This window comes from Methylobacterium sp. J-067 (assembly GCF_022829465.1).
Taxonomy (GTDB): domain Bacteria; phylum Pseudomonadota; class Alphaproteobacteria; order Rhizobiales; family Beijerinckiaceae; genus Methylobacterium; species Methylobacterium litchii.
Map to the genome: position 1 here is coordinate 1 of NZ_JAKSXZ010000144.1, position 21,744 is coordinate 21,744.

22 protein-coding genes are annotated in these 21,744 nt (G+C 67.5%); 12 read left to right on the forward strand and 10 right to left on the reverse strand.

What is annotated here, in order from left to right:
- The coding region (locus tag MKK52_RS22675) for a hypothetical protein (protein WP_243958058.1) at positions 1-320 on the reverse strand (320 nt) is incomplete at its 3' end.
- Here MKK52_RS22675 and MKK52_RS22685 point away from each other — a divergent pair.
- The 7 genes from MKK52_RS22685 to MKK52_RS22715 all read left to right on the forward strand — a co-directional run bounded on the left by MKK52_RS22685 (position 280) and on the right by MKK52_RS22715 (position 9,403).
- Complete coding sequence (locus tag MKK52_RS22685; RefSeq protein ID WP_409564726.1) at positions 280-3,708, forward strand: beta strand repeat-containing protein; 3,429 nt, start codon at positions 280-282, stop codon at positions 3,706-3,708. The genes MKK52_RS22675 and MKK52_RS22685 overlap by 41 nt on opposite strands.
- A gap of 184 nt (positions 3,709-3,892) precedes the next feature.
- Positions 3,893-4,522: a hypothetical protein gene (locus tag MKK52_RS22690; RefSeq protein WP_243958064.1), complete on the forward strand. Its 630-nt coding sequence runs from the start codon at positions 3,893-3,895 to the stop codon at positions 4,520-4,522.
- Positions 4,523-4,703: 181 nt separating this feature from the next.
- Positions 4,704-5,015 (forward strand): hypothetical protein, encoded by a 312-nt coding sequence (locus tag MKK52_RS22695; RefSeq protein WP_243958066.1) that lies wholly within the window; start codon positions 4,704-4,706, stop codon positions 5,013-5,015.
- Between the two features lie 52 nt (positions 5,016-5,067).
- Positions 5,068-5,805, forward strand: a complete 738-nt coding sequence (locus tag MKK52_RS22700; RefSeq protein ID WP_243958068.1) for an invasion associated locus B family protein — start codon at positions 5,068-5,070, stop codon at positions 5,803-5,805.
- A 111-nt stretch (positions 5,806-5,916) separates the two neighbouring features.
- The gene (locus MKK52_RS22705; RefSeq protein ID WP_243958070.1) at positions 5,917-7,050 is read left to right on the forward strand and encodes a DUF2827 family protein; all 1,134 of its coding nucleotides are present in this window, start codon (positions 5,917-5,919) and stop codon (positions 7,048-7,050) included.
- On the forward strand, positions 7,047-8,261 hold the full coding sequence (locus MKK52_RS22710; protein ID WP_243958072.1) for a DUF2827 domain-containing protein: 1,215 nt from the start codon (positions 7,047-7,049) through the stop codon (positions 8,259-8,261). Before MKK52_RS22705 ends, MKK52_RS22710 begins: the two co-directional genes overlap by 4 nt.
- A gap of 11 nt (positions 8,262-8,272) precedes the next feature.
- Complete coding sequence (locus tag MKK52_RS22715; protein ID WP_243958074.1) at positions 8,273-9,403, forward strand: DUF2827 family protein; 1,131 nt, start codon at positions 8,273-8,275, stop codon at positions 9,401-9,403.
- A 9-nt stretch (positions 9,404-9,412) separates the two neighbouring features.
- Here MKK52_RS22715 and MKK52_RS22720 read toward each other — a convergent pair whose 3' ends face one another.
- The 9 genes from MKK52_RS22720 to MKK52_RS22760 form a co-directional block, all read right to left on the reverse strand.
- Positions 9,413-11,155: a complex I subunit 5 family protein gene (locus tag MKK52_RS22720; protein ID WP_243958077.1), complete on the reverse strand. Its 1,743-nt coding sequence runs from the start codon at positions 11,153-11,155 to the stop codon at positions 9,413-9,415.
- Positions 11,152-11,511, reverse strand: coding sequence for a sodium:proton antiporter (locus MKK52_RS22725; RefSeq protein WP_243958079.1), 360 nt, complete (start codon positions 11,509-11,511; stop codon positions 11,152-11,154). Before MKK52_RS22725 ends, MKK52_RS22720 begins: the two co-directional genes overlap by 4 nt.
- The gene (locus MKK52_RS22730; RefSeq protein WP_243958080.1) at positions 11,508-12,284 is read right to left on the reverse strand and encodes an MnhB domain-containing protein; all 777 of its coding nucleotides are present in this window, start codon (positions 12,282-12,284) and stop codon (positions 11,508-11,510) included. Before MKK52_RS22730 ends, MKK52_RS22725 begins: the two co-directional genes overlap by 4 nt.
- Entirely contained in the window at positions 12,281-12,550 is a 270-nt protein-coding gene (locus MKK52_RS22735; protein ID WP_243958082.1) for a Na(+)/H(+) antiporter subunit B, read from the reverse strand. The genes MKK52_RS22730 and MKK52_RS22735 overlap by 4 nt, the downstream gene beginning before the upstream one ends.
- Positions 12,547-12,831, reverse strand: coding sequence for a monovalent cation/H(+) antiporter subunit G (locus MKK52_RS22740; protein ID WP_243958093.1), 285 nt, complete (start codon positions 12,829-12,831; stop codon positions 12,547-12,549). Before MKK52_RS22740 ends, MKK52_RS22735 begins: the two co-directional genes overlap by 4 nt.
- Positions 12,828-13,079 carry a monovalent cation/H+ antiporter complex subunit F gene (locus MKK52_RS22745; RefSeq protein WP_243958103.1) on the reverse strand — a complete coding sequence of 84 codons (252 nt, stop codon included), beginning with the start codon at positions 13,077-13,079 and terminating at the stop codon, positions 12,828-12,830. Before MKK52_RS22745 ends, MKK52_RS22740 begins: the two co-directional genes overlap by 4 nt.
- A complete protein-coding gene (locus tag MKK52_RS22750) occupies positions 13,076-13,564 on the reverse strand; it encodes a hypothetical protein (protein ID WP_243958105.1) in 489 nt (162 codons plus the stop codon). The genes MKK52_RS22745 and MKK52_RS22750 overlap by 4 nt, the downstream gene beginning before the upstream one ends.
- Positions 13,565-13,672: 108 nt before the next feature.
- Positions 13,673-14,668, reverse strand: a complete 996-nt coding sequence (locus tag MKK52_RS22755) for a phosphoribosylaminoimidazolesuccinocarboxamide synthase (protein WP_243958407.1) — start codon at positions 14,666-14,668, stop codon at positions 13,673-13,675.
- A gap of 67 nt (positions 14,669-14,735) precedes the next feature.
- Positions 14,736-15,308, reverse strand: coding sequence for a TetR/AcrR family transcriptional regulator (locus MKK52_RS22760; protein WP_243958107.1), 573 nt, complete (start codon positions 15,306-15,308; stop codon positions 14,736-14,738).
- Positions 15,309-15,407: 99 nt separating this feature from the next.
- Between MKK52_RS22760 and MKK52_RS22765 the strand changes: the two genes are divergently transcribed.
- The 5 genes from MKK52_RS22765 to MKK52_RS22785 all read left to right on the forward strand — a co-directional run bounded on the left by MKK52_RS22765 (position 15,408) and on the right by MKK52_RS22785 (position 21,734).
- Positions 15,408-16,532: an efflux RND transporter periplasmic adaptor subunit gene (locus MKK52_RS22765; protein WP_243958109.1), complete on the forward strand. Its 1,125-nt coding sequence runs from the start codon at positions 15,408-15,410 to the stop codon at positions 16,530-16,532.
- A complete protein-coding gene (locus MKK52_RS22770) occupies positions 16,529-17,614 on the forward strand; it encodes an efflux RND transporter periplasmic adaptor subunit (protein WP_243958111.1) in 1,086 nt (361 codons plus the stop codon). Before MKK52_RS22765 ends, MKK52_RS22770 begins: the two co-directional genes overlap by 4 nt.
- Before the next feature lie 22 nt (positions 17,615-17,636).
- Positions 17,637-20,681: an efflux RND transporter permease subunit gene (locus MKK52_RS22775; RefSeq protein ID WP_313898772.1), complete on the forward strand. Its 3,045-nt coding sequence runs from the start codon at positions 17,637-17,639 to the stop codon at positions 20,679-20,681.
- Positions 20,682-20,928: 247 nt separating this feature from the next.
- Positions 20,929-21,306 (forward strand): hypothetical protein, encoded by a 378-nt coding sequence (locus MKK52_RS22780; protein WP_243958113.1) that lies wholly within the window; start codon positions 20,929-20,931, stop codon positions 21,304-21,306.
- Entirely contained in the window at positions 21,303-21,734 is a 432-nt protein-coding gene (locus tag MKK52_RS22785; protein ID WP_243958115.1) for a hypothetical protein, read from the forward strand. Before MKK52_RS22780 ends, MKK52_RS22785 begins: the two co-directional genes overlap by 4 nt.
- The last annotated feature ends 10 nt before the right edge of the window (positions 21,735-21,744 follow it).

Below are 21,744 nucleotides of genomic sequence, written 5' to 3' on the forward strand. Positions count from 1 at the left end.
TCGACGTGGACTAGCGTGAGCGCCGCGGCGCGCACATCGGTCCCAAGCGCCTGGACGGTCCGGCGTCCAGCGCGAGGTTCGAGTGACGCGAGGTGGACGGGGGGGACGGTGCTGTCGAGGGGCCTGTCGGGGGCGGCGAGGCGGGTGACCTCGCTGTCGAGCGGTTTGACGGCGGCGGGCAGCTCGGTCGCCTCGAGTTCGACAGGTCTGAGTGCGGCGGGGAGTTCGATCGCATCCCTGTCGACGGGCGTGACGTCCCTGTCGACGGGCCTGTCTGGCATGACGAGCCAGGTGGGCGCGCTGTCGAGCGGGGTGAGCACCGTGAGCGCCTCGGTGTCGACGCTGCAGCATGATGCGCTGCAGTGGAGTACGAAGCTGGGCGCCTACGACGCGGGCCTGGGCGGGTCTGCGCAGAGGATCACGAATGTCGCATCGGGGACGTTGAGCGCGACGTCGACGGACGCGGTGAACGGGAGCCAGCTGTACGCGGTGAGCTCGACGACGACGAGCCAGGTCGGTTCGCTGTCGACGGGGCTCTCATCGACAGACAGTGCGGTGAGTTCTCTATCGACGAGTGTCGCGCCGGTCGCGGCAATCATCAGCAGCACGTCTCCGGCGATTGGAGCAGGTGCAGTTGCGAGCGGTCAATCGGCCATTGCGATGGGTGACCATGCAAGTGCAAGTGGCCACTATTCGATTGCGGTGGGCAATAGCACAAACGCTTCAGCAAATTATACCGTAGCGGTCGGTAATGCGGCGAGTTCGACTGGGTATGCTGCAACGACTTTGGGCAATGTTGCCAACGCAACTGGCAACTGGGCGACCGCAGTCGGCAGCACAGCGACGGCATCTGGCCTGGCTGCAGTCGCACTAGGTTACAATTCAGTCGCAAGCGAAGCCAACAGTGTAGCTTTGGGCAGTGGCGCAACAACTGCTGCGGGGATAGGCGTATCGTCGGCGGTCATTGGCTCATCAACCTACGGGGGATTTGCCGGCACGTCGCCGTATGGTGTGGTCTCGGTCGGGAGTGCGGGACAAGAGCGCCAGATCCAAAACGTGGCTGCGGGCCAATTGAGTGCGACATCGACGGACGCAGTGAACGGCAGCGAGCTCTTCTCGGTGGCCTCGACCTCGACGAGCCAAGTCGGCTCGCTGTCGACGGGGCTGAGTGCCTCGAACAGTTCGATCGCGTCGCTGTCGACGGCAATCATAAGCGCGGGGACGATCGGTGTTACCTCGCTGTCCACGGGTCTGAGCTTCACCAACAGCTCGATCGCGTTACTGTCGACAGGGATCGTAGCAGCGAATAGCTCGATCACCTCGCTATCGACAGGGATCGTTACGCTCTCGACGGGCGTGACGTCGGTCACAAGCTCGGTGGCGACGCTGGAGCAGGATGCGCTGCAGTGGAAATCCGGACTGAGCGCCTACGATGCAAGCCGCAACGGAGTTGCGCAGCGGATCACCAATATCGCGGCGGGTCGACTCAATGCCGGTTCCACCGATGCAGTGAATGGCGATCAGCTCTACTCGACCAACAGCTCCGTGGCGTCTCTGTCGACGGCGATCTTGACGGTGGGCAGCAGCGGTGTGCTCTCTCTGTCGACTGGGCTCAGCACAGCGAACAGTTCGATTGTGTCGCTCTCAACAGGCGTCGCCGAGTTGAGGACCAATGCACTGCAGTGGGATTCCGTGGCAGGCAGCTATGATGCCAGTCATGGGACTGGTTCACCGCAGAAAATTACGAATGTTGCCGCCGGCGCGATCAGTGCGACCTCAACTGACGCGGTGAACGGCAGTCAGCTGTACAGCGTCACAAGCGATGTGACTTCGATCATCGCCAGCTGGACCCCCAACAGCGCTACAACTACGGCGGTGGCTCTGGGCAGGGGCGCCAATGCGGCGGGCACCATCAGCCTCGCGGTCGGCGCATCTGCGACGGCGGGCGCCTCCTACGCCACGGCCCTCGGGAGCAACGCAACGGCCTCGGCGGCGGGGGCGACGGCGATCGGCGGCAACAGCGTGGCGGCTGCGCAGGCCAAGGGCGTGGACAGCGTCGCGATCGGCGGCGAGGCGGTGGCCTCGAACACGAACGACGTCGCGGTCGGCGTCGGCGCGACGGCCACGGGTGGAACCAGTGGTTCCGCGGTGTCGGTCGGTGCGCGCAACGTGGCGAGGGGCGCCGGCGCCGTGGCCATCGGCGATCCGAACTACGCCATCGGTCAGGGTACCATCGCGATGGGCCTGGACAGCATCGCCAGCAGCGATGGCACCGCGAATGGGGCCGATGCCGATGGCGCCCTGGCGCTCGGCAACACGACGGTCGCGGCCGGTCGCGGCAGCATCGCCCTGGGTAATCTGACCAAGGCTCTGAACAGCGGCGCCATCGCCATCGGTGATGGAGCCACCGTTCGAAGCAGCGCCAGTGCGAGTATCGCGATCGGCTCCGGGGCGACTGCCACGCTGGCCCGGAGTGTCGCCATCGGTGATGGCGCGAGGACGTCGATTGGTGTGGCCACCGCGTCCCAGCAGGTGGACGACGTGGTCTACGGCGGCTTTGCCGGGTCGTCGCCGGTCGGCGTCTTCTCGGTGGGTGCGGCCGGAAGCGAGCGGCAGATCAAGAATGTCGCGGCCGGCTATATGTCCGCGACCTCGACGGATGCAGTGAACGGGAGCCAGCTGTTCAGTGTGGCGTCGACGACGCTGACGCAGATCAAGTCGCTGTCGACCGGGTTGCTGGTGACGACCAATTCCGTGGTCTCACTCTCGACGAGTGTCTCGCAATTGGCCAACAACACGCCGGTTTCGGGTGGGTCGGCAGTCTCGCTCTCGACCGGACTGAGTGCCGCCGGCAGTTCCGTCGCGTCGCTCTCGACCGGACTGAGCGCGACCGGCAGCGTCGTCGCGTCGATCTCGAGCACCGTCACGACCAACACCAGCTCGATCGCGTCCCTCTCGACGGGGCTGATCAGCACGGCGAGTACCGTCACTTCCCTTTCGACAGGTGTCACCTCGCTCTCGACCGGTCTCACCAATACGGCGAGTTCCGTGGCGGCTCTGTCGACTGGTCTGGCGAATGGGCAGGTTGGGCCGATACGGAGTGGGTCGTCGCCCTCGGATGCTCGGCCCATGGCGAGCTCCCCGAATGACTTGTTCCTCCAGCCTGGATCGGGGACCGGGCCGGTCATCCTGCACAACGTCGCGGCCGGGAAGATTGCGGCAGAGTCGACGGACGCCATCAATGGCGGCCAGATGTTCTCCCTGGGCAATTCGCTTGCCTCGGCCTTGGGGGGAGGATCGACCTTCGATGCGGCGACCGGGCAGATGTCGGCTCCGTCCTACAAAGTGCAGGGCTCGAGCTACAGCAGTGTCGGCGGTGCGATCAGCGCTCTCGATACCGGGTTGACCTCCCTGCAAAACAACATGAACCAAGTTACGGCGCACCTACAGACGCAGATCACCAGAAACCGCACCATCGCTGCGGGTGGCGTGGCCTCTGCCTTCGCGATGAGCCAGCTGCGCTTCTCCGATCGCCCTGGTTCGCAGAGCCTGGGTATCGGCGGCGGCTTCTACGACAGCCAGGGTGCCATGGCGGTCGGCTACGGGTTCACGTCGGAGGATGGCGCGTGGCGCGGGACGGCGTCCGTCTCCTACACGCCGGGCGTCAACAAGCTCGGCGTCGCGGGTGGCCTGACTTACAGCTGGTAAGGTGCGGGGGCGGGCCGGGGATGCGAGTTCCCGGCCCGTTTTCCCAACAAAGCCAGGATTTTTGCGACAATACTCAAACACAAGTACCTGCAAAAGCCGTGATACAACTGTAAGTACAGGAACTAATCTGTCTATTGGCAGATGAAGTGCTGTACTTCGCGCGCTGCTCATGCTACGAAGCGGCATGGGACGACGAATTGGCCTGAGACTTCTGGTACTTTTCTCGGTGGCCGCTTTCGGCCTCGGGGCACGGGCTCAGGAAACCGTTGCGACTCCGGCGATCGATCCGAGCATCTTCAAGGATGGCGAGATCGAAAACCGGGATTTCAAGTTCGGTGAATGGTACGCGAAATGTCAGCAGATCATCAGGATCAAGCGAAGAATCTGTAACCTTCTGTCGTCCGTGGCGGATGCCGGCGGGAAGACGGCTGGATCCGTTATCATCGCAACGACCGATGCTGGAATACCGGCCATGATGATTTCAGTTCCAACTGAGGTCACACAAAAGAATGCCATCTCCGTCGATGCAAGCCATCTCGGCAAGGTCGATGGTTCTGTCGTGAAGGTCGAGTTTTCTCAGATTGTCAACCCGATGATCTGTGGCAATACCTGCAAGTACATGTTCCCCCTCGATCCGAAACTCGTGTTCATCCTGAATGCCGGGGAGGGGGTGCGTGTCTCGACGCCACCGAAGGAGCGTCTTCCGAAGAAGACGAAGAAGAAGCCTCCCGTCGCGGTGCCAGAGACGAAGATCATGACGATCTCGGGGCAAGGGTTTTCTGAAACGTTGGCCCAGAGCACGAAGACTTGGTGATTGAAAAACTTGGCGCTGTGGTTGCTCCATGTAGATCCGCGCGCTGGGCCTCAAAACGATAATAATGGCGTTCTCGAATGAGGCGTCGATCAGGTGTTGGGCGAGACGGAGTAATCGGCCGGCGGACGGAGTCTCGTCATCGCGGGATTGCGTGGGCCGTTCCGGTGGGTCGCGACGGGGCGTGAAGGTCGAGGAGCTGTCGGGCATCCGAGGTGGTGACGGACGCTCCGCAGAGGAGAATGAGATGCTCAACAGCTTGAAGCAGAATGTGCTGTTTCTGATCTTTCTGGTTCTCACAGGCAACGTTCTGATGCTCAGTGTGTCGAACGTCTCCGCGTTTCTGAGTAAGTCGCAGGCTCAGCCGGCTTACGAGATCATCGATTGCGGTGATGCGACCGGGAAGATCCACAAATGTATTCGTGTCGATCCCAAGGCGGGCGAGATCAATGATCCGTCGAAGGGTGCGAGCTATCGCGTGATCTATGGCCAGTAAAGGGCCGTCTCGCGTGATCGATACCATGAATGAAACGATGAAGGTTGCTGCCATGACGAAGACGAGGGCTGTCGCGAGCGCGATGTCGGCGCTCTGTGCGATCACGCTGCTGGCGTGCGGTGCGCGGGCGCAGGAGCCCGAGGTGAAGGGCTTCAACTTCGGCGTGAAGCCGAGCGTGCCGCAATTGCGGGCGCCCCAGCCGGCCGATAAGAATGCCCCGAAGATCCAGGAGCGGGCGGGCGCCGGCCCGACGACCACGGTCGCGGCGGGTCCGACCACGAACGGGCCGCTGTCGCTGGCGCCGTCTGCGCCACAGGCCGCCCCCCAGGGAGCCCCGCAGGCGGCGCCCGCCGCTCCGGCCAACGAGACGCAGAACTTCCAGGGCTGGACGGTGACCTGCCTTCCGCCGCCCGCCGACAATTCGGCGCGGACCTGCATCGCCAAGATGGGCGTGATCAAGAGCAACGAGGATCGGCGGCCGATCCTGTTCGTCAGCGTGGTCAAGACCGGCAACACGGCGACGTTCGTCGTCCAGACTCCGACCGGCATCGATCTCAAGTCCGGCGCGACGGTGCAGATCGGCAAGGCGGCGCCGCGCCACCTGACCTACGAAAGCTGCGAGCCGGCCCTCTGCACCGCCACGGTGCAGTTGGACGATGCCCTGCTGCAGGAGCTGGCCAGCGCGCCCAGCGCCACGGCGTCGTGGGTTGGGCTTGGGGTAGGCGAGGTGAAGGTCGAGTACGCCTTGCAGGAAGCGCGCAACACGCTCGCCTATCTCGGCTCGAAGTAACGGCAGAACCGGGGGCGGCTCGGTCCCGCTCCCCGGTTCGATCCGTGATCGTCAGGCGCGTTCGACGAAACGTCGTGTCGGCGCGGGGCGCCTCAGTCCAAAGGATTCGCGATGCGCGTCGGCGTCTCGATCATGACGGGTGATAAACAGCATGTCTGGAATAACGGCCTCGTCCAGAACATCTATCACTTCGCCAGCCTGCTGAGTCAGATCCCCTTCATCGAAGCGGTCTACTTCGTGAATTGCGGCGACCGGCCGACGCATCCGCGCGGGTCGGACGAGGAGGCGTTGCGCGTCCCCATCCTGACCCAGGCGGAGGCCTCGGATGTGGTGGATGTCGCCATTGAGATGGGCGGGGCGATCGACGTCGAATGGATCCGCCGGTTCCGGTTCCGGGGCGGCAAATTTATCATTCACCAATGCGGCCAGCCCTATGTGGCGTTGATCGAGCCGACGGTCTTCAACCGTGAGGGGTTCTTCATCGACGCCGAGCGCTGCGAGGAAATTTGGCTGCTCGCGAAGGACATGATCTTTGCGCCGATGATGCGGACCATCCATCGCTGCCCGGTGCACGAGGTCCCGTATCTCTGGTCGCCCCGGTTCCTCGAACAGACGATCCAGCGCGGGCCGAACGGTGAATCGCTCTATGGATATCGTCCAGGCTCGCTAAAGGCCGGCAGCGCACGGCCGGCGATCTTCGAGCCGAACATCTCGCCCATCAAGATGGGGCTGATCCCGCAGATGATCTGCGACGTCGCCGAGCGGCAGGCGCCCGGCACCATCGACCACGTGACCTACCTGAACGGCGACGGGAAGACCGAGCATCCGGCCTTCGTCCATTTCATGCAGAGCATGGCGACTTATCAGGCGGGAAAGACCCAGATCGTCGGCCGCGATTACTTCGCCCATGTGATGGGGCGGGGTGACAATATGGTGGTGAGCCACCAGCTGAATCGTCCGCAGAACTATGTGTATCTCGATGCACTCTACGGCCTGTATCCGCTCATCCACAATTCGGTGATCTTCAAGGATGTCGGGTATTATTACGAGACCTCCGATGTCATCGGCGGCGCCAAGCTCTTCCTGCAGGCCGTCGCGACGCATGATCGCAACCTCGATGCCTATGCCGGGCGGGCGCGGGCGATGATCGACAGCCTGTCCCCGTCTTCGCGGGCGAATATCGACCATTACGCGCGGCGCCTGTTGAACCTCGTCGCCACGGGCCAGAAGCGGAGATCGGCGTGAACAAGCCGCTTGGACCGGTCCTGCGGGGCAAGCGGACGGGACAGTCGCGCCTGCGCGTCGGCGTGACATTGTTCCTGCGCGACGAGAAACAGACGATCTGGGAGAACGGCATCTTCCAGAACTGCTTCTTTCTGCTGCAGACCCTGCGGAAGTCACCCCTCGTCGAATGGTGCTGCGTCGTGGTGGCGGGGCCCGGTACGCCGGAGAAGTCGGCCGCGTTTCTGAAGAGCGCCGAGGCGCCCGTCATGACCATGGGCGAGGCGATGGAGAACCTCGACGTCGTCATCGAATTGAGCGCCCAGCTCGATGGCGAATGGGGCAAGGCCTTCGCCGCACGGGGCGGGCGCATCGTGGCGATGCGGGTCGCGAACGACTACGTCATCGATGCCGAGCGCATGGCGTTCAAGCTGCCGCCCGGCCTGCTGATGACGCAGACGCCCTATCACGAGGTGTGGACCCTTCCGGCCTTCGCGCGCACCTGTGCAGGCTACTACGCGACCGGCTGCCGCGCCCCGGTGCGGATCATGCAGCATCTGTGGTCGCCGACCCTGCTGGAACAGGCGGCGGCGGCGCGCGGCGGCTCCTACGATTTCCGCTACGTGCCGGGGCGGGCGCGCTGGCGCCTCGCGGTGCTGGAGCCGAACCTGTGTTCGGTGAAGACCTCGCACATTCCGCTTCTCGCCTGCGAGGTCGCCTACCGGATGGACCCGACCATCGTGGAGGCGGTGCGGGTGTTCAACACCGATACGGTGCGTGAGAACGAGACCTTCGTGAAGTTCGCCCGGGCCCTCGATCTCGTCTCGCACGGCAAGGCGAGCTTCGAGGGGCGCTATCCCATCGTCGAGGTGATGGGGCCCTTCGCGGACGCCATCGTGTCCCACCATTGGGAAAACGCGCAGAATTACTTGTATTACGAAGCTTTGTACGGCGGATTTCCGCTGATCCACAATTCCGATTTGATCGAGGATTGCGGCTATCGTTACACGAACTTCGACCCCGAGGATGGCGGCAAGGCGCTGCTGCAAGCGTTCCAGCAGCACGATCTCAACCTGAAAACGTATGTCGCGGATGGGCGCAAGTTGCTGATGAAGCTCGATCCCTCATCGGATGCCAATGTGCGGCTCTACAGCGAGGCCATCGCGGGGCTGTTCGAGCCCGGCAGCCTCGCGGCGGCCCCCACGCCCCGCCGAGTCCCGGCGCCCGCCCTGTGAAGGATCAGGCGATGGAGAGACGCTCCCTCAGGATCGGGATCACGATCGGGCTGCGCGAGGAGGCCGAGAGCCTGTGGCTCAACGGGATCAAGCAGAACGCCCTGTATCTCGCGAAGCTGTTCCTGAACTCGAAGCACCGGCATACCGTCACGCTGCTCAACACCACCCCCGTCACCCTCGGCGACGCGTTGCCGTGGGACCGGAAGCGGTTTCCGACCCTGCCCTATGACGAGGGCTGGCAGGGGCTCGACGTGCTGATCGAACTCGGCGGGCAGATCGATTGGAACCAGACCGCTGCGCTGAAGCAGCAGGGCACGAAGATCGTCAGCTATTGCTGCGGCCCCGAATACGTCCAGACCATGGAAGCGATCATCTTCCAGCGGCGGCTGTTCGAGGCAATCTTCGTGAACCGGGAATACGATTGCATCTGGGCGATCCCGCAGGTGTGGGACCTGAACCGGGGCCTGTTCGAAACCCTGCGCCGCTGCCCGGTGCGGGAGGTGCCCTTCGTCTGGGATCCGATGGCGCTCGAGGCCGCCACGAAGGACCTGCCGCACCACGGGGAATACCGGCCCTTGGCGGAGCCCAAGCGGATCTCTGTCCTGGAGCCCAACATCGATGTGATGAAGTTCTGCCTCTATCCGATCTTCATCGCCGAGCGGGCCTTCCGGCGCGAGCCGGATCGCGTCAAGTTCCTGTACGTCGCCAATTCGGACCGGTTCGTCCACGACAACACCGAGTTCGCGGCGTTGATGCAATATTGCGATCTGATCCATGCCCAGAAGGCGTGTTTCGTCGGCCGCGTGACCACGCCGAATTTCCTGGCGGAATACACCGACGTGGTGGTGTCCCATCAATGGGGCCTGCCGCTCAACTACATCTATCTCGAATGCTGCTGGCAGGGCTATCCGCTGGTCCACAACGCCGACATCGTGAAGGATCTCGGCTATTACTACCGGGGTCACGATCTGGCCGAGGGCGCCGACCGGCTGGTCGAGGTGCTGACCGCGCATGACCGGTCCTGGCAGGATTACCGGAAGGTGCAGCGCTCGCGGATCTCCCGCTACCTCGCGGACGACCCGCATCTCGTCGTCCATTACGACGACCTGCTGTTCGAGCTAGTCGCAGGGGTGCGGGCGTAGCCCGCCGGATCAGGGCAGGGCCAGCGTCCCCGCGATGAGGGCGAGGCCCACGGCGAGCCACGCGACGTAATCGCCGATGAGGCCGCTGTGCAGGGCTTCGAGGAGCCGGGCCGGGGCGGATTGGGTCCGCTGCAGCGACCGCACCACGATGGCCGGCAGGCGGTGGCGGAACAGGGAATAGGCCGCCAGGGCGATGGCGGCGGCGACGGAGACCCAGGCACCGGTCGCCGCGGCCATGTGGAGGGGGCCGGTCATCGTCTGCCGGCTGAAGGCGCTCACCGCGCCCGGCGCGATGGCGCGGACCCAGTCGGCCGGCACGATGACGTCGAGGGCGAGGAGCACGCAGCAGGGGGCGAGCATCAGCCAGAGGGGCCGGTCGGCCTTCTCGCGTTCCTCTTCGCTCGGGGCGTCGGCCTCGTCACCGGGATCCTCGCCGAGGCCGAGGAAGATCCGCCCGGCGGCGCGCAGCACGGCGCCGCCGGTCAGCGCCGCGCCGACGAGGTTCGCGGTGAGGGCGAGGGGGTGTGTGTCCTCGAGGGCGCCGTGGAGCAGGCGCGAGCCCAGGTCGAGCAGCCCGAGCGGCAGGCCGGCGAGGAGGAGGGCGGCGATGGCCATCGCCGCGCCCGCCGGGCCGATGCCCCTGCCGAGGCCGCGCAGGTTGATCTCGTCCACGCTCGCCCGGGTGGCGAGGAGGATGCCCGCGATCATGAAGAGCGCGCCCTTCACCATCCCGTGCCCGACGACGTAGACGAGTAGGCCGCCAGTCCCGTTGGCCGAAAGGGCGCCGATGCCGGTGAGCATGATGCCGGCATGCGAGATGGTGGAGAAGGCGAGCATCCGCTTCAGATGGCGCTGGAGCAGGGCCATCCAGCCGCCGAGCACCGCGCTCGTGGCGCCGAGGCCGATCATCAGGCGCGGCACGGCCCATTGGATCTGGTCCGAGCCGGCGAAGACGAAGGTGGTGAGCTTGGCGAGGCCGAACACGCCGAGGGCGACCATCGCGCCGGAGAAGATCACCGAGACCGGGGAGGGCGCTACCGCGTGCGCGTCGGCGAGCCAGAACTGGAACGGGACGGCGGCGGCCTTGATCATCAGCGCCGCCGCTACGAGGCAGAAGCCGCCGGCCACGACCGGATCATTGCCGGCATGGGCCACGGCGGCGGCGATGCCTGCGAAGTCGAGGGTTTCGGCGCGGGCATAGAGCAGGCCGATGCCGCCAAGCATCAGGAAGCCGGCGAGGCTGTTGACGATGGTGAAGTTGAGGGCACCGGCGAGCGCCGATTCCTCCAGGTGGTAGGCGGTGAGCGCGAAGGCCGCGACGCTCATCACCTCGAACCACACGAACAGGTTGAACAGGTCGCGGGTGAAGCAGAACCCGACCATCGCCGCCAGGAAGAGCAGCATCAGGATGTGGAAATGGCCGTGGGTGCGGCCGAAGAAGCCCCAGGCGAAGACGAAGGCCAGGGCGTAGAGCAAGCCGATGAAGGCGGCGATCCAGCCGCTCGCGGCATCCACCGAGAAGCCGATGCCGAGCGCCACGCCCTCGCGGGGCTCCCAGCCGCCGAACCAGTAATCGATTGTGCCGTCGCCCGCATGGGAGGCGAGGATCGCGCAGAGGACGCTCACCGCCAGGGCGGTGAGGGTGGCGAGGATATCGGGCACGCGCTTCGGCAGCAGGTGGGCGGTCGCGAGCAGCGACGCGCAGACCACCAGCGGAACCGCGACCGGCAAGGGGACGAGGGTTGCGATCACCGGGTGTCGCCCTTGCGGCGCATGGGTTTCAGGTGTTCCGGGTCGAGGGTGCCGCTGCGCTTGAAGATCTGCACCGTGAGGACGAGGAGCAGGGCGGTGAGCGTGGCGCCGACGACGATGTCGGTGAGGACGAGGGCCTGCATCACCGGATCGACGGCGGGCGTGCCGGGGGGGTGATCGTAGAAGATCGGCGCGATGCTGCCCCAGCGATAGCCGAGGCCGAGGAGCAGCACGTAGGTTGCCGATTGGCAAACCGAAAGGCAGCCGACGAGGTGGATCAGGTTGCGGCTGGAGGCGAGGCCGTAGAGCCCCGCCGCGAACAGCCACGCGGCGACGGCGTAGGGGAGCCAGGTCACGCGGTGTCCTCCCCCGGCTCGTCCGGGCCGTCGGCTTCGCGGGTCTCCTCCAGGAATTCGAGGAAGAGCTGGGTGAAGCCGCCGCAGACGGCGAGCGCGACGCCGAGATTCTCGATCAGCATCAGGCCGCCGGAATAGAGATCGCGGAAGGTGCCGAAGGGCAGCACATTCTGCATGAAGGCCGCGCCGACCAGCATCGGCGCGAGGCCGCACAGGGCGAAGAGCAGGGCGCCGCCGCCCTCCATCGCGTCGAGCCAGTGGCTGCGGACCACGTCGCGCCAGCCGGAATAGCCCTCGCCGAGATAGGCGAGGAGCGTCCCCGACGCGAGGATCACCCCGCCCTGGAAACCGCCGCCGGGCGTCACCGTCGCGTGGACGACGATGTAGAGGCCGAACAGCATCAGCAGGGGGCCGGCGAGGCGACAGGTCAGCACCACGGCCTCGGAGCGCGGCAGGATAGCCCGGCCCGGCAGGCGCATGGCGCGGTCGGTCATGTCCTCGCCGCGCCGGCCGCGCAGCAGCACCACGGTGCCGGTGATGGCGGCGAGCAGCATGAACTCCTCGCCCAATGTGTCGAGGCCGCGCACATCGAAATTGATGGCGCTGACCATGTTCGCCACATGCCGCTCCTTCGGCACGATGGCGTTGATGCGCTCGCCGTAGGCGGCGATGGTCGCGCCGAATTCGGGCAGCCGGCCGATCACTGCGGCGGTGCCGGGGAGGAGCGCCGCCAGGGCCGCGCCAAGCAGGGTGAGGCGCAGGCGCGGGGTCATGGCTCGCGGCCCTCGTCGGAGGCCTGTTCGACCTTGCCCGCCCGCACCGCCATGAGCGCGACGAGGAACAGCAGCGGCACGGCCGCCGCGCCCACCGCGATCTCCGACAGGGCGACGTCCGGTGCCTGTAGCGCGGTGAACAGGATCGCGAGGACCACGCCGTTGCCGGCGATGGCGAAGATCTGCCGGGCCGGATCGCGGACGAGCACCACGGCGGTGCCGGAGGCGGCGGTGAGCAGGAACAGGAGGGGGAGGAGCAGGCTCATGCCGAGCGGCCCTCCCGCAGCAGCATCGCCCGCCCGGCGGCGTGGGTGATGACGGCGCCGAAGCCGACGAGCAGCACGGTGATCAGCAGGATCTTCAAGGAGCGCACGGACACGCCGTCCGAGACGAAGCCGGCGGCGGTGATGGCGATTCCCGCCACGATGTTGAGGAAGGACACCGCGTGCAGCCGGTCGAGGGCGCGGGGCATCCGCAGGATCGCCAGCGCCGAGAGCCATGTCGCGGCGACGGCGCAGCCGAGGAGGATCGCGATGAGCACCGTCATACCCAGCGCTCCAGGAACACGGAGAGGAGCAGCGTGCCGGGCAGGCCCAGCAGCACGGTGGTGAGGGCGAGGTCGATCACCGAGGCCTGATCCGTGGCGAAGGTCAGGAGCGTCAGCACCAGCACGCCGACCGTCGTGGCGAGCTGGTAGGCGGCGAGCCGCTGGCCCGGCCGCCCGCGCCACGTCAGCGCGACGCTCAGGACGAGGGGCGGCAGCAGGGCGAGGATCGCCCAGGTCCAAAGGCTCATCGCGCGTCTCCTCCGCCGGACAGCCTGTGCTCCACGATGCCGGCATCGCCGCCCTTCTCGCGCAGCACGAAGCTGTCCGGCGCGAGGGATTTCGCGATCAGCCCGAGCGCCCGCTCGGCCGGGGTGTCGGCTACGGACCAGGCGCTCTCGGCGTCCCGCTCGTAGAGGGTCCGGCCCGGCGGCCGGCCGTAGCGGATGTGGTGCACGAGTTGCCCCGCCACCCGCGCCGTCGCGCCGGGCAGCGCGAGGATCGCTTTGGCCATCGGGCCGAGACGGCGCGTCCAGCCGGCGAAGCGCATCCCGCCGCGCCGTCCGCCGAGGGCCCACCAGAGGCAGGCGAGGGTCGCGGCGGCGGCGCCGGTCGCCGCCTCGTCGAGGCTGAACGAGCCGGCGAACAGCAGGTAGAGGGCGAAGAGCACCACCCAGGCGGCGGCGGCCGTGAGGGCGAACAGGCGGGGATTCGCGGCGGCGGAATCGGAGGACATGGCCGGGGGCGCCACCGGGTCGGAGAGAAGCGGCCCCCCACAGCAGCGGTCAGCCTGGCGGCACAATGGTGGAGCCGGCTTACGGTTCCGCTCGGGCGAGGGGGTGCCTCACGAATTCGGCGCCGTGTCTCCCGCGAGATAGGCGGCGATGTTCCGGCGGATACGCTCCAGCGGTTCTTCGGACGGGTCGGGCAGGGTGAAATCCTGGCCGGTGATGGTCTCGAAGGCGCGGATGTAGACGGCGGCCGTCTCCAGGATCACCTCGGCGGGGATCGTGGGGATCGGGTCCTTGTAGGGGTCGCAGCGGGCGACGACCCAGTTGCGCATGAAGTCCTTGTCGAAGCTCTCCGGGCTCGCGCCGGCGGCGAAGCGCTCATGATAGCTCTGCGCGAACCAGTAGCGGCTGCTGTCGGGGGTGTGAATCTCGTCGGCGAGGACGATCCGCCCGTCCCCGTCGAGGCCGAACTCGTACTTGGTGTCGGCGAGGATCAGGCCGCGTGCGGCGGCGATCTCCTGGCCGCGCGCGAACAGGCCCAGCGCGGCCTCGCTGACGATCCGCCATTGCTCGGCGGTGAGAAGGCCGCGCTCGAGGATGTCGGCCTCTGTCAGGGGCTCGTCGTGGCCGCCGTGGTCGGCCTTGGTGGTGGGCGTGATGATCGGCCGGTCGAGCTTCTGGTTCGGGCGCAGGCCGTCCGGCAGGCGGTGGCCGTACATCGCGCGGTCGCCGGCCTTGTAGCGGGTGAGAATCGAGGTCGAGGTCGTGCCCGCGAGGTAGCCGCGCACCACGATCTCGACGGGCAGGATGGCAAGGCGCCGGCCCACCACGACGTTGGGATCGGGATACGCGAGGACGTGGTTCGGGCAGATGTCGCCCGTGCGCTCGAACCAGAACCGGGCGGTCTGGGTCAGAACCTGGCCCTTGAAGGGGATCGCGGCCAGCGCGATGTCGAAGGCGCTGATCCGGTCGGAGGTGATGAGGATGCGGCGGCCGTCCGGCAGGTCGTAATTGTCCCGGACCTTGCCCCGGTAATGGTTCGGCAGTTCGGGGAGGGTCGCCTCCTCCAGCACGTGCCGGGCATAGGGGGCGAGGGCGGCGTGATCCATCATGCGCTCCGGGCTGGGTGTCGCGGGACAAGCCTTTGCGCGGAAGTGCGGGGGAAGGCCAGAGGGCTCACGCCTTCGCGGTGGGATCGTCCAGGGCCGCGATGCGGTCGAGGGCCGCGAAGACGGCGTCGTATTGCTCCGGCGGGAACTCGTGGAAGCCGAGCGCGCGGCCCATGGCGATGCCGAGGATGGCGAAGAACGCCACCGATCCCGCGCCGAACCCACCTTCGGACTCCGCGAGGCGACCGAGCCGTTCCGTCACGAAGCTGCTGTAATCGGCCAGCGCCGCCGGGTTCTCAATGGAGGCCACGAGCAGCGACCGCGAGATCTCGTCGTCGTCGCAGAGGTTGCGCCGGAAATGCGCCACCATGGCCCGCGCGAGGCTCCGGGGCTCCCCCGTCTCCGTCACCTCGCAGGCGGCGATGCCCGTCCGCAGGGAGGCGAGCTTGCGCGCCACGAGGGCGGCCACCAGCGCGTCCTTCGAGCCGTAATGGTGCAGCACGCCGCCCTTGCTCAGCCCCGCCTCGGCGGCCACCGCGTCGATGGTGAGGCCCCGCGCGCCGTTGCGCAGCAACAGGGCGTCGGCCGCGTCGAGGATGATCTCCGGTCGCTCGGCGAGCCGCTGGCGCTTGGGCTGCATGACGATCCTTAGTTACCGACTGGACGGTATGTAGCGAAGAGATTATAGGGAGCCAAGGTTCCCCCGCCGCCCGGCGATCGTTGCGCTGCCGTCCGCATCATGCCTCCTCGCTGCAAGATCAGCCTCTCGCTTGCCGCCGTCGTCCTCGCGGCGCCGTTCCTCGCCGCCGCCTCTCCGCCGCCGGAGGATGACGGGCTTCTGCGGGTGCGCGTCGCGGAGGCGCGCAAGACCGCCATGGTGGAGGATGTCGTATTCAGCGGCGATATCCAGCCCCAGGCGCAGGTCAACGTCTCGTTCCGCACGAACGGCAAGGTCGCTAAGCGCCTCGTGGAGGTCGGGGACCATGTCGCGGCGGATCAGGTCATCGCCGAACTCGAACCGCTGACCCAGCGCGCCAACCTCGACAACGCCCGTGCGGCCCTGTCCTCGGCGGAGGCGCAGCTCACGCAGGCGAAGCTCACCTTCGAGCGGCAGAAGCAGCTCCTCGGCGGCGGCTACACGACCCGCTCGACCTACGACAACGCGGAGCAGGAGCTGCGCACGGCCCAGGCCGCCGTCGAATCGGGCAAGGCCGCCCTCGGCACGGCGCAGGAGCAACTGAACTACACCGAGTTGCGCGCGGGCGTGCCGGGCATCGTCACCCGGCGGGATTTCGAGGTCGGGCAGGTGGTCCAGTCGGGCCAGACCGTCCTCGTCCTCGCCCAGGACGGGCCGCGCGACGCGGTGTTTAACGTCTACGAGGCGCTGACCGCCCGGCCGCCCGGCAACAAGGTCGTGGAGGTCTCGCTCCAGGCCGATCCGTCGGTGAAGACCAAGGGCACGGTGCGGGAGATCTCGCCCACCGTCGATGCGTCGAGCGGCACGGTGCGGGTGAAGATCGGGCTCGAATCGACCCCGCCGGGCATGAGCCTCGGCGCGGTGGTGGTCGGGCGCGGGACGTTCATGCCGAACGAGGTGATCGTGCTGCCGTGGTCGGCCCTCTACCGCTATGAGACCCAGCCGGCGGTGTGGGTCTACGATCCGGCCAAGCGCACGGTCTCGGTGCGCAAGGTCGTCATCGACCGCTACGGGCCGAACGTCATCACCCTGAAATCGGGCATCGAGCCGGGGGAGCAGGTCGTGGTGGCGGGCATCCAGTTCCTGCGGCCGGGCCAGACGGTCGCCGCCATCGCCCTCGGCGAGACGCCGCTCCAGGGCGCGGCCGTGACGGGCGAACGCCGATGAACCGCTTCCCCGCCGCCCTCATGGCACTCGGCGCCCTCGCGCTCGGCGCCTGCAAGCCGACCAAGGAGGCGCACGAGCCGGCGCCGATCCGCCCCGTGCTGACGCAGGTGGCGCAGCCGAGCGACAGCCTCACCTTCGGCCCGTTCCCCGGCACGGTGGAGCCGCGCTACCAGTCGCAACTCGGCTTCCAGATCCCCGGCCGCATGGTCGCCCGCGACGTGACGGTGGGCGATCTGGTGAAGCAGGGCCAGCGCCTCGCCGCCCTCGACCCGGTGGTCTCGCGCTTCGATCTCACCCGCGCCGAGGCGGACCTCGCCGATGCGCGCGGTCAGGCCGAGAACGCCACCGCCGCCGAGGCGCGGACCCGGCGCCTCATGGTGGGCAACGCGGTGAGCCAAGCCTCCCTCGATCAGGCGGTGGCCCGGCGCGACACGACGCAGGCTCGGCTCTCGCAGGCGGAGGCGAGCTTGCAGAAGGCCCGCGACCAGATGGGCTACACCGAATTGAAGGCCGAGTTCGACGGGGTGGTGACGCAGCGCCTCGCGGAGATCGGGCAGGTGCTGAGCGCCGGCCAGGGCGTCGTCACCGTCGCCCGGCCGGAGGCCCGCGACGCGGTGGTCGACATCCCCGCAGGGCTCGTCGGCGCCATGCCGGCGGACGGGGTCTTCACCGTCTCGCTGCAAAGCGCGCCGGAGATGACGGCGCGGGGCCGCGTCCGCGAGACGGCGCCCTTCGCCGAGACGGGCGCCCGCACCCGGCGCATCCGCATGACCCTGGAAGACCCGAACCCGGCCTTCCGCCTGGGCGCGACGATCACCGTCTCCCTCAGCCGCGCCAAGCCCCGCAGCTTCGTGCTGCCGGCGACCGCGCTGCTGGCCGAGGGCGAGCGGCGCTCGCTCTGGGTCGTGGCGGCGGACGGGGCCTCCGTCGCCCGCCGCGACGTGACCCTCGGGCCGGCGCCCGAGAACCCGGACGAGATCGCCGTGACGGACGGGCTGAAGCCCGGCGAGCGCGTCGTGGTGGCGGGCGTCCATTCCATCCGCGACGGGCAGGCCGTGCGCCTCGCCACCGCCGCCGAGTGACCGAGTGGGACCGGATCAGATCGTGAAGGACTTCAATCTCTCCGATTGGGCGCTCCGGCACCGGTCGTTCGTGTGGTTCCTGATGGGCGTCTGCCTGCTCGCCGGGGTGATGGCCTATGGCCGCCTCGGCCGCGAGGAGGACCCGCCCTTCACCATCAAGACGATGGTCGTGCAGGCCATGTGGCCCGGCGCCACCATCACCGACACCCTCGATCAGGTGACGGACCGGATCGAGAAGGAGCTTCAGCAGCTCAACGGGCTCGATTACGTCCGCAGCTACACCACGCCGGGCCAGACCACGGTGTTCGTGCAGTTCCGCGACACCACCAAGCCGTCGCAGGTGCAGCCGGCCTTCTACCAGACGCGCAAGCGCCTCGGCGACATCAAGAACCAGTTCCCCTCGGGCGTGCAGGGGCCGTTCTTCAACGACGAGTTCGGCGACGTCTATGGCAACGTCTACGCCTTCTCCTCGGACGGGCTGAGCTACCGGCAGCTGCGCGACTACGTCGAGAAGGTGCGCACCGAGATCCTGAAGGTGCCGGATATCGGCAAGACGCAGATCCTCGGCGCGCAGGACGAGGTGATCTCCCTCGACTTCTCCCCGCGCAAGCTCGCGGGCTACGGCATCGACCTGCAGGCGATCACCAAGGCGTTGCAGGCGCAGAACGCGGTCTCGGCCTCCGGCGTGGTGCAGGCCGGGCCGGAGCGGATCTCCCTCCGGGTCAGCGGCTCCTTCGCCAATGAGACCTCCCTGCAGGACGTGAACCTGCGGGTGAACGACCATTTCTACCGCCTCGCCGACATCGCCGAGATCAGCCGGGGCTACGCGGACCCGCCCTCGCCGCTGTTCCGCGTGAACGGCAAGGCGGCGCTCGGCCTCGCGATCGCCATGCGCCCCGGTGCCAACCTGCTGCATTTCGGCGAGGCCCTGAAGGAGAAGATGCACCGTATCGAGGGCGAGTTGCCGCTCGGCGTCGAGGTGCATCTCGTCTCCGACCAGCCGCACATCGTGGAGGAGGCCGTCGGCGGCTTCACCCAGGCGCTGGTCGAGGCGGTGGTGATCGTCCTCGGGGTGAGCTTCGTGAGCCTCGGCATCCGCGCCGGCCTCGTCGTGTCGGTCTCGATCCCCCTCGTGCTGGCGATCGTCTTCGTCGTCATGCAGGTAATGGACGTCACGTTGCAGCGCATCTCGCTGGGCGCGCTCATCATCGCGCTCGGCCTCCTCGTCGATGACGCGATGATCACCGTGGAGATGATGGTCGCGCGGCTCGAACTCGGGGAGAACCTGAAGAAGGCCGCGACCTACGCCTACACCTCCACCGCCTTCCCGATGCTCACCGGCACCCTGGTGACGGTGGCGGGCTTCCTGCCCATCGGCTTCAACGGCTCCGGGGCGGGCGAATACACCTACTCGCTGTTCGTGGTCATCGCGGCCTCGCTGCTCGTGTCATGGGTGGTGGCGGTGCTGTTCGCGCCGCTCATCGGCGTCGCCCTGCTGCCGAAGGCGGTGAAGCACCATGCCGAGAAGCGCGGCCTGTTCACGCGGATCTTCCTGGCGAGCCTGCGCCTTGCCATGCGCTGGCGCTGGACGACGGTGGCGGCGTGCATCGGCCTGATGGCGGTGGCCATCGTCGGCATGGGCCATGTGCAGCAGCAATTCTTCCCGTCCTCCGACAGGCCGGAGATCCTCGTGGATCTCACCCTGCCGCAGAACGCCACCATCGCCGAGACCAAGGCCCAAATGGACCGGTTCGAGGCGGGGCTGAAGGACGATCCTGAGATCGTGAGCTGGTCGTCCTATGTCGGGCAGGGCGCGGTGCGCTTCTACCTGCCCCTCGACCAGCAATTGAACAACGCGTTCTTCGGGCAGATGGTCATCGTCACTAAGTCGCTGGAGGTCCGCGACCGGGTGATGGCGCGCTTGCAGACGCGCGGCCGGCAGGACTTCGTCGGCACCGACGTCCTCGTCCAGCCGCTGAGCCTAGGCCCCCCGGTCGGGCGGCCGGTGCAGTATCGCCTGAGCGGCCCCGACGTGCAGGAGGTGCGCCGCCGCGCCCTCGACCTCGCCAACGTGGTCGGGCAGGATTCGCGCCTGGACGTGCCGACCTTCGACTGGAACGAGCCCGGCAAGGTGCTGCGCGTGCAGATCCTTCAGGACAAGGCTCGCCAGCTCGGCGTGACCAGCCAGGACATCGCCGGCCTCCTCAACGGGATCGCGGGCGGGCAGAGCATCACGCAGGTGCGCGATTCGATCTATCTCGTGGACGTGATCGGCCGGGCGCGCGCCGCCGAGCGCACCTCCCTCGACACGTTGCAGAGCCTGCAGATCGGTCTTGCCAACGGTGCGGTGGTGCCGCTGCTCGCCTTCGCCACCATCGGCTACGATCTGGAGCAGCCCATCGTCTGGCGCCGCGACCGGATGCCGACCGTGACCGTGCGGGCGACGATCCGCGACGCGACGCAGCCCGCCACCATCGTCGCCAACCTGAAGCCCGGCATCGACGCCTTCACCCAGGCCCTGCCGGAGAGCTACACCCTGGCGACGGGCGGCGCCGTGGAGGAATCGGCCAAGGGGCAGGGGCCCATCGCGCAGGTCGTGCCGGTGATGCTGCTGACCATGGCGACGCTGCTGATGATCCAGCTGCAGAGCTTCGGGCGGATGTTCCTCGTCTTCGCCGTGGCGCCGCTGGGGCTGATCGGCGTGGTGCCCGCGCTGCTGCTGTTCGACAAGCCGATGGGCTTCGTCGCCATCCTCGGCATCCTGGCGCTGGTCGGCATCATCATCCGCAACGCGGTGATCCTCGTCAGCCAGATCGAGGAGTTCCACGCCGAGGGGAAGACGCCCTGGGACGCGGTCTACGAGGCGACGCACCACCGGATGCGGCCGATCCTGCTCACGGCGGCGGCGGCGAGCCTCGGCCTCATCCCCATCGCGCGCGAGGTGTTCTGGGGGCCGATGGCCTTCGCGATGATCGGCGGTATCCTGGCCGCGACCTTCCTGACGCTGCTGTTCCTGCCGGCGCTCTATGTCGGCGTCTACCGGATCCGCGAGGAGAAGCCCGCGTGAGCCGACGCTACCGGCGCCGGGCTCGGATCCTCACAGCCTTCGGCTGCATCCCGCGCCGCAGGGCGTGATGGAGGAGGATCAGGGAGGCGAGGCCGGGCAGTGCAATGTTCAGGAACGTCATGGCGACACCTCCGAACGGTAAAGCCCAGCGTCGCGCCGGCGGGTTAACGAAAGGTTAGCGGGTCCGGTTAACCGCGCGTTTACCCTACCGAAGCACCGATGCGGCTCGGTGCACGGAGGGCGGGGCATGGCAGGCATGAGGAATGCGCTTGGCCGCGCGGCCGTGCTGACCTGCCTCGCGCTCCCCTCCCAGGCCGGGGCGCAGGAGGCACTGTTCCTGCGCATCCGCCCGCAGCCGGACTCCGCCGCGCTCGGCGCCGGGGGAGGGGCTGAGGCGGAGCGCGCCGCCCGCGAAGCCGCCTGGGAGCGCAGCAATCAGAGGGCGCGGCGGATCATCGAATCGGTCTGCACAGGCTGTCTCGGTCCCTGGGTGCCGCCGGTGTCGCGGGTGGTGGCGAGCGCGGCCGCCCTCAAAATTCCTGCCCCGAGGGGGCTTGATACGGATGCCCCCCGTGAGGCATCCGAGCCGACCTTCGACCCCGCGATCCCCGAGAGGCGACCATGACGCAAGCGCACCCGACCAGCGGCGCCGAGCCCGAGATCGACTGCCCCGTGAGCCTGGAAGTCCTGGGCTCCGTGTATCGCGCCGACGAGTACGACCTGCCCATGATCCTGGAGCAGATCCCGGCCCTCAAGCGGGCGCAGCTCGCCACCTACCTCTACGGCAAGAGCCACATGCACCAGCTCGGCCTGAAGGTGGCCCGCGCCTGCGATCGTGAGGATCTGATGCGCGTGGCCGGCGAGATCGGCGCCGTGATCCACGGGCAGGCCCATCTCAAGCCGGCCAAGCCCTCCGTCGATGCGGCGGCGGCGCTCACCAAGCACAAGCCCCTGCCGGGCCAGAAGAAGGTGAGCCTCGCGGGGGCGGCCAAGGGCGCGCCGAAGCCGGCGATCAGCCTCGGCGGTTCGGCCAAGATCCGCAACTTCGACTGAGCGCCTTCCC

Bases quoted from the DNA above. Each gene is read 5' to 3' on its own strand.
- MKK52_RS22685 (WP_409564726.1), top strand. From the start codon at position 280: ATGACGAGCCAGGTGGGCGCGCTGTCGAGCGGGGTGAGCACCGTGAGC.
- MKK52_RS22690 (WP_243958064.1), top strand. From the start codon at position 3,893: ATGGGACGACGAATTGGCCTGAGACTTCTGGTACTTTTCTCGGTGGCC.
- MKK52_RS22700 (WP_243958068.1), top strand. From the start codon at position 5,068: ATGACGAAGACGAGGGCTGTCGCGAGCGCGATGTCGGCGCTCTGTGCG.
- MKK52_RS22705 (WP_243958070.1), top strand. From the start codon at position 5,917: ATGCGCGTCGGCGTCTCGATCATGACGGGTGATAAACAGCATGTCTGG.
- MKK52_RS22715 (WP_243958074.1), top strand. From the start codon at position 8,273: ATGGAGAGACGCTCCCTCAGGATCGGGATCACGATCGGGCTGCGCGAG.
- MKK52_RS22730 (WP_243958080.1), bottom strand. From the start codon at position 12,284: ATGACCCCGCGCCTGCGCCTCACCCTGCTTGGCGCGGCCCTGGCGGCG.
- MKK52_RS22735 (WP_243958082.1), bottom strand. From the start codon at position 12,550: ATGAGCCTGCTCCTCCCCCTCCTGTTCCTGCTCACCGCCGCCTCCGGC.
- MKK52_RS22740 (WP_243958093.1), bottom strand. From the start codon at position 12,831: ATGACGGTGCTCATCGCGATCCTCCTCGGCTGCGCCGTCGCCGCGACA.
- MKK52_RS22745 (WP_243958103.1), bottom strand. From the start codon at position 13,079: ATGAGCCTTTGGACCTGGGCGATCCTCGCCCTGCTGCCGCCCCTCGTC.
- MKK52_RS22750 (WP_243958105.1), bottom strand. From the start codon at position 13,564: ATGTCCTCCGATTCCGCCGCCGCGAATCCCCGCCTGTTCGCCCTCACG.
- MKK52_RS22755 (WP_243958407.1), bottom strand. From the start codon at position 14,668: ATGGATCACGCCGCCCTCGCCCCCTATGCCCGGCACGTGCTGGAGGAG.
- MKK52_RS22760 (WP_243958107.1), bottom strand. From the start codon at position 15,308: ATGCAGCCCAAGCGCCAGCGGCTCGCCGAGCGACCGGAGATCATCCTC.
- MKK52_RS22765 (WP_243958109.1), top strand. From the start codon at position 15,408: ATGCCTCCTCGCTGCAAGATCAGCCTCTCGCTTGCCGCCGTCGTCCTC.
- MKK52_RS22770 (WP_243958111.1), top strand. From the start codon at position 16,529: ATGAACCGCTTCCCCGCCGCCCTCATGGCACTCGGCGCCCTCGCGCTC.
- MKK52_RS22780 (WP_243958113.1), top strand. From the start codon at position 20,929: ATGGCAGGCATGAGGAATGCGCTTGGCCGCGCGGCCGTGCTGACCTGC.
- MKK52_RS22785 (WP_243958115.1), top strand. From the start codon at position 21,303: ATGACGCAAGCGCACCCGACCAGCGGCGCCGAGCCCGAGATCGACTGC.